The organism is Delftia sp. ZNC0008 (genome assembly GCF_000799035.1).
Taxonomy (GTDB): domain Bacteria; phylum Pseudomonadota; class Gammaproteobacteria; order Burkholderiales; family Burkholderiaceae_C; genus Comamonas; species Comamonas tsuruhatensis.
The window spans coordinates 1-6,324 of record NZ_JTKZ01000095.1 but is presented as its reverse complement, the minus strand read 5'-3'; the positions used below and the strand labels follow the sequence as shown (position 1 = coordinate 6,324).

Genomic DNA, 6,324 nt, shown 5'->3' with positions numbered 1-6,324 from the left:
CACAGCAGTTCCAGGGCCGGGTCGTGCAGGCCCGCGTCCTGCAGGGCCTGGCGGTAGCCAGAGGCGCGCTGCATCACGCGGGCATCGAGCTGGCCTGCGCAAAAGGCAATGCGCTTGTGCCCGCGCTCCATCAGATGCCGCGTGATGGCGGCTCCGGCTTCGGCCTGCGAAAACCCCACGCTGGGCGTGCCCGGCTCGCCGCCCAGCTCCATCAGGTGCACGCAGGGCACCTTGCTGGCCTGCACGAGTTCGCGCGCAGCGGGACTGCGGTCAAAGCCGGTGAGCAGCAGGCCGGCAGGGCGCATGGGCAGGTAAGTGCGCAGCAGTTGCTCCTCTTCGGCCCGGTCATAGTGGGTCACGCCGATCAGCGCGTGGTAGCCGGCGGCGAACAGCACCTTGTGCACAGACTCGATCAGGTCCACGAACAAGGTGTTGGACAGCATGGGCACCAGCACCAGCACCTGGGCACTTTTCTGGGAGGCCAAAGCGCGCGCGGCGGGGTCGGGCACGTAGCCCATGCGCGCGGCGGCGGCGCGGATTTTCTCGACCAGGGCCGGGTCCACGCGCCGCTCGCCGCGCAGGGCGCGTGAGACCGTCATGGGGCTGACGCCGGCCGCCTGTGCCACATCGCTGAGCGTGATGCGTCCGCTGGCCCGCGAGGAGCGGGCGCGGCCCGTGGCGGGCAGGGCCGGGTCGCAAGGATCGGCGCAGGACGATTCTGGAGATGCAGGCGGAATCTGGCGGGCCAAGGGAATGTCCTAGGTCGGTGGCGGGAGGGTTGGAGATTATGATAGCGCTATCCCAATCATTCGAAGGCCCGCAGTCCTGCGTGTAAACCCGGACGAAGGCCTCTGAAGCACACCGAAATCCAAGGCAGACCCTGGTCTGCCAATTTTTGCAAGAACATGGATAGCGCTATCCCAACAACAACCGACGCCACCGCCGCAGGCAGCCGCCCACGGGCGCTGGTCGTCATGGGCGTTTCCGGCTGCGGCAAGTCGAGCGTGGGGCAGGCCCTGGCCGATGCCCTGGGCTGGACCCTGCACGAGGGCGATGCCCACCATGCCGAGGAAAGCATCCGCAAGATGCAGGCGGGCATCCCCCTGACCGACGACGACCGCAGCGGCTGGCTGGACCGGCTGGCACGGCTGCTGGCCCAGGCCATGCCGGGGCAGGGCGTGGTGCTGACCTGCTCGGCCCTCAAGCGCAAGTACCGCGACCGCCTGCGTGCCGCCGGCCCGGCCGGCGCCGTGGGCTTCGTTTTTCTGGACCTGGACTACGGCACGGCGCTGCAGCGCGTGCAGGAGCGCGCCGGCCACTTCTTCTCGCCCGAGCTGGTGGCCAACCAGTTCGCCACGCTGGAAAGCCCGGCAGGCGAGCGCGCCGTGCTGTCCGTGGACGCCACGCTGCCGCTGGCCGACATCGTGCACCGCGCACAGGACTGGCTGGTCCATCCGGCGCCGCAGGCCGCCCCTCTCTCCCAGAACCCATAACGCCAGGAGACAAAAACCATGCAATCCGATTCCCCCGCAGTCCGGCCCAAGCCGCGCCTGCAGCACTTTGCCGAGGTGCTGATGGTGCTGGCCCTGGCCGGCATGGTCATTGCCGTGTTCGTCAACGTGGTGCTGCGCTATGTGTTTCATACCAGCATCGTGTCCTATGAGGAAATCTCGCGCCTGCTCTTCGTCTGGCTGGTGGCCATTGGGGCCATCGTGGCCGCTTTCGAGGGCAGCCACCTGGGCTTCGACCTTGTGACATCCCGCGTGGGCCCTGGCGCGCGCAAGGTGTTGTTCTGGGTGTCGCAGGCGCTGGTCCTGGTCTGCATGGGCCTGCTGCTGTGGGGCTCATGGGCCCAGGTGCAGGCCGGGCTGAACAGCTACAGCACGGTGCTGGGCTACCCGCTGGCCCTGGGCGCTGCGGCCACCCTGGTGCTGGCCGTGGGCCTGCTGTTGGTGTCGCTGCGCGACCTGCGCCGCGGCGCGCCGGCAGAAAACCATGGCGAGACTTCGGTCGAGTAAGGAGCAGGCACCATGGTTGTGACCCTGATCTTTCTGGCCGTGCTGATCGGCGGCATGGTGATCGGCATGCCCATTGCCCAGGCGCTGGTGTTGACCGGCGTGGCGCTGATGTGGCATCTGGACTTCTTCGACTCGCAGCTGCTTGCGCAGAACCTGCAGGCCGGCTTCGACAACTTCCCGCTGCTGGCCGTGCCCTTCTTCATCCTGGCGGGTGAGCTGATGAACGCGGGTGGCCTGTCGCGCCGCATCATCGACCTGGCGCGCGCCTATGTGGGCCATATCCGTGGCGGCCTGGGCTACGTGGCCATTGGCGCCGCCGTGCTGCTGGCCTCGATGAGCGGCTCGGCCATTGCAGATACCGCCGCCCTGGCCACCATCTTGCTGCCCATGATGCGCGAGCAAAAGTACCCCGACAGCTACAGCGCGGGCCTGCTGGCCTCGGGCGGCATCATTGCGCCCATCATTCCGCCGTCCATGCCCTTCGTGATCTACGGCGTGACGACCAACACCTCGATCAGCAAGCTGTTCCTGTCGGGCGTGGTGCCGGGCCTGATCATGGGCGTCTTCCTGATCTTTGCCTGGTGGTCCATCGCCCGCAAGTTCGACCTGTCGCGCGGCGAACGCATGGCCTGGGGCCCGCGTCTGAAGGCACTGGCCAAGAGCTTCTGGGCGATGATGATGCCGGTCATCATCCTGGGTGGCCTCAAGGGCGGCGTGTTCACGCCCACCGAGGCGGCCGTGGTCGCAGCCGTCTACGCGCTGTTCGTGTCCATGGTGATCTACCGCGAGATGACTTGGAGCCGTCTGTACGCCGTGTTCCTGGCCGCCGCCAAGACCACGGCCGTGGTCATGCTGCTGTGTGGCGCCGCCACGGTGACGGCCTACATGATCACCCTGGCCGACCTGCCCAACATGCTGGCCGACAGCTTCTCCGGCCTGCTGGGCAACCCCATGCTGTTCATGGCCACGATGATGCTGTTCCTGCTGGTGGTGGGCACGGCCATGGACCTGACGCCGACCATCCTGATCTTCGGCCCCGTGTGCGCGCCGCTGGCCGTCAAGGCGGGCATCGACCCCATCTACTTCGGCTTCATGTTCATCTACGTGGGCTGCATCGGCCTGATCACGCCGCCCGTGGGAACGGTACAGAACGTGATTGCCGGCGTGGGCCGGCTGCGCATGGAGACCGTGATCAAGGGCACGAACCCGTTCCTGATGGTCTATGTGCTGCTTGCCGTGCTTTTCGTGATTTTTCCGCAAATCATCCTGGCCCCTCTGCGCTGGATGCACTGACCCCCCACTACAACCCAAGGAGATGAACATGCGTATTCCCTTTGCACTCGCCGGCCTGATGGCCGCCATCACCACGCTGGCCGCCACGGGCCAGGCCATGGCCCAGGACTTCAAGCCGCGCATCGTGCGCTTCGGCTACGGCCTGGTCGATGACTCCAACCAGGGCCGCGCGGCGCGCTTCTTTGCCAAGGAGGTCGAAAAGGCCACGGGCGGCAAGATGAAGGTGCGCGCCATCGGCAATGCCTCGCTGGGATCGGACACGCAGATGCAGCAGGCGCTGATCGGCGGTGCCCAGGAGATGATGGTCGGCTCCACCGCCACCCTGGTCGGCCTGTCGCCCGAGATGGCGGTCTGGGACACGCCGTTCCTGTTCAGCAGCACCAAGGAGGCCGACGCCGTGCTCGACGGCCCCGTGGGCGAGAAGGTCAAGGCCACGCTGGAGCCCAAGGGCATGGTGGGCCTGGTCTACTGGGAGAACGGTTTCCGCAACCTCACCAACAACAAGCGCCCCATCGCCAAGCTGGAAGACCTGGCCGACGTGAAGCTGCGCGTGATGCAGAACAACGTCTTCCTCGACAGCTTCAAGGCCCTGGGCGCCAACGCCGTGCCGCTGCCTTTCTCCGAACTGTTCACCGCGCTGGAAACCCGCGCCGTCGATGGCCAGGAAAACCCGTTCAACACCGTGCTGTCCAGCAAGTTCTACGAGGTGCAGAAGTACCTGACCATCTCCAACCACGTCTACAGCCCCTGGATCGTCACCGTCAGCAAGAAGTGGTGGGACACGCTGACACCGGCCGAGAAAAAGGTGCTGCAGGACGCCGCCGTCAAGAGCCGCGAGTTCGAGCGCAAGGACACGCGCGAGGAAGCGGCCAAGGCCCTGGCCGATATCAAGACCAAGGGCATGCAGGTCAACGAGCTGCCCGCCGCCGAGGTGGGACGCATGCGCGACAAGCTCGCCACGGTCAATGCCGGCATTGCCAAGACCGTGGGCCAGGGTACCTGGGATGAGGTACAGGCCGCCGTCAAGCAGGCGCGCGCAGTGAAGTAAGCTTCGATTCAGGGCCGGACGCACCTGGGAGGGATGCCCCGGCCGACATCCACCAAAAAGACAACGCGACACAGAGAAAACGCGCATCAGCGCATCCGCAGGACACCCCATGAGCACCATCCACCCCATCGTCGACCAGGTCACGCGCCGCATCCGCGAGCGCAGTGCCGAATCACGTGCCGCCTACCTGGAACAGGTGGACGCCATGGCCGCGCGCCCGCCCGGCGCGCAGTCCATGGGCTGTGCCAACGTGGCGCATGCCTTTGCGGGCATTCCAGGCGGCGACAGGATACGCATCGTGGAGGAGAAGGCGCCCAACGTCGCCATCGTCACCGCATACAACGACGTGCTGTCGGCCCACGCACCGCTGGCCCGCTATCCCGACATCCTCAAGGACGAGGCACGCAGGCTGGGCGCCACGGCGCAGGTCGCCGGCGGCGTACCCGCCATGTGCGACGGCGTGACCCAGGGCGCGCCCGGCATGGAGCTGAGCCTGTTCAGCCGGGATGCCATTGCCATGGGCACGGCCATCGCGCTCTCGCACGACGTATTCGACGCTGCGCTGATGCTGGGCATCTGCGACAAGATCGTGCCGGGCCTCTTGATCGGCGCCCTGCATTTCGGGCACCTGCCCACGGTCTTCGTGCCGGCGGGACCCATGACCTCGGGCCTGTCCAACGGCGACAAGGCCAAGGTGCGCGAACAGGCCGCGCAGGGCCTGGTGGGCCGCAAGGAGCTGCTGGCCGCCGAATCGGCTGCCTACCATGGCGAAGGCACCTGCACCTTCTACGGCACGGCCAACAGCAACCAGATGCTGCTGGAGGCCATGGGCCTGCACGTGCCGGGCACGGCCTTCATCAACCCGGCCGACGGCGAGCGCGAACTGCTCACGCGCGAGGCCATGCGCAGCGTGCTGGCCATCACCAGGAACAAGCGCTTCGCCCCCATCGGCCGCGTGGTGGACGAGCGCTGCATCGTCAACGCCATGGTGGCCCTGCTGGCCACGGGCGGCTCCACCAACCACCTGATCCACTGGGTGGCGGTGGCACGCGCTGCGGGCATCACCATCGACTGGAACGATTTTTCCGAGCTCTCGGGCGTGGTGCCGCTGCTGGCCCGCGTCTATCCCAACGGCAGCGCCGACGTGAACCAGTTCCAGGCCGCAGGCGGTCCGGGCTATGTGATCGGCCAGTTGCTCAAGGCCGGCCTCATGCATGGCGATGTGCTCACCGTGCGGCCCGATGGCCTGCAGGAGTTCGCGCGCATTCCGGCCGTGGACAACGGCCAGTTGGCCTGGCACGCGGCCGAAGTCTCCGGCGACCTGTCCGTGCTGCGCCCGGCCGATGCGCCCTTCAGCGCCACGGGCGGGCTCAAGCTGCTGTCCGGCAACCTGGGGCGCAGCGTGATCAAGGTCAGCGCCGTGCCCGAGGACCGCCATGTGGTCGAGGCGCCCGCACGCGTCTTCGACTCTCAGGAAGCGCTGCAGCAGGCCTTCAAGGCCGGCGAACTGGACCGCGATGTCATCTGCGTAGTGCGCTGGCAGGGGCCGCGCGCCAATGGCATGCCCGAGCTGCACAAGCTCACTCCGCCCCTGGCCGTGCTGCAGGGCAAGGGCTACAAGGTGGCCCTGGTCACGGACGGCCGCATGAGCGGCGCCTCGGGCAAGGTGCCTGCCGCCATCCACGTCTCGCCCGAGGCCTGCGTGGGCGGGCCGCTGGCGCGCCTGCGCGATGGCGACCTGGTGCGCCTGGACGCCGTGGCCGGCACCCTGGCCGTGCTGGTCGATGAATCCGAATGGCAGCAACGCCTGGTGGCCACCATGCCCCGGGCGCTGCGCCAAGCCAATGGCCGGGGTTTCGGCCGCGAACTGTTTGCCGGATTCCGGCGCCACGCGCTCAGCGCAGAAGAGGGAGCTTGCACATGGATCAACGACTGACGGCCTTGGAGCTCATGCAGGACACGCGG

At 67.3% G+C, this 6,324-nt stretch carries 6 protein-coding genes; 5 read left to right on the top strand and 1 reads right to left on the bottom strand.

The window, feature by feature from the left end; genetic code table 11:
- Positions 1-749, bottom strand: a 749-nt coding sequence (locus L995_RS03705) for a LacI family DNA-binding transcriptional regulator (RefSeq protein ID WP_052195748.1), incomplete at its 3' end; no start/stop codon positions are given.
- A gap of 156 nt (positions 750-905) precedes the next feature.
- On the opposite strand from L995_RS03705, the gene L995_RS03700 reads away from it, so the two are divergent.
- The 5 genes from L995_RS03700 to edd all read left to right on the top strand — a co-directional run bounded on the left by L995_RS03700 (position 906) and on the right by edd (position 6,295).
- Complete coding sequence (locus L995_RS03700) at positions 906-1,493, top strand: gluconokinase (protein ID WP_370690597.1); 588 nt, start codon at positions 906-908, stop codon at positions 1,491-1,493.
- Between the two features lie 18 nt (positions 1,494-1,511).
- Positions 1,512-2,018 (top strand): TRAP transporter small permease, encoded by a 507-nt coding sequence (locus L995_RS03695; protein ID WP_016446057.1) that lies wholly within the window; start codon positions 1,512-1,514, stop codon positions 2,016-2,018.
- A 12-nt stretch (positions 2,019-2,030) separates the two neighbouring features.
- Positions 2,031-3,311 carry a TRAP transporter large permease gene (locus L995_RS03690; RefSeq protein WP_016446058.1) on the top strand — a complete coding sequence of 427 codons (1,281 nt, stop codon included), beginning with the start codon at positions 2,031-2,033 and terminating at the stop codon, positions 3,309-3,311.
- 28 nt (positions 3,312-3,339) lie between these two features.
- The gene (locus L995_RS03685; RefSeq protein WP_016453430.1) at positions 3,340-4,359 is read left to right on the top strand and encodes a TRAP transporter substrate-binding protein; all 1,020 of its coding nucleotides are present in this window, start codon (positions 3,340-3,342) and stop codon (positions 4,357-4,359) included.
- A 109-nt stretch (positions 4,360-4,468) separates the two neighbouring features.
- Positions 4,469-6,295: a phosphogluconate dehydratase gene (gene edd, locus L995_RS03680; protein ID WP_016453429.1), complete on the top strand. Its 1,827-nt coding sequence runs from the start codon at positions 4,469-4,471 to the stop codon at positions 6,293-6,295.
- Positions 6,296-6,324: the final 29 nt, after the last annotated feature.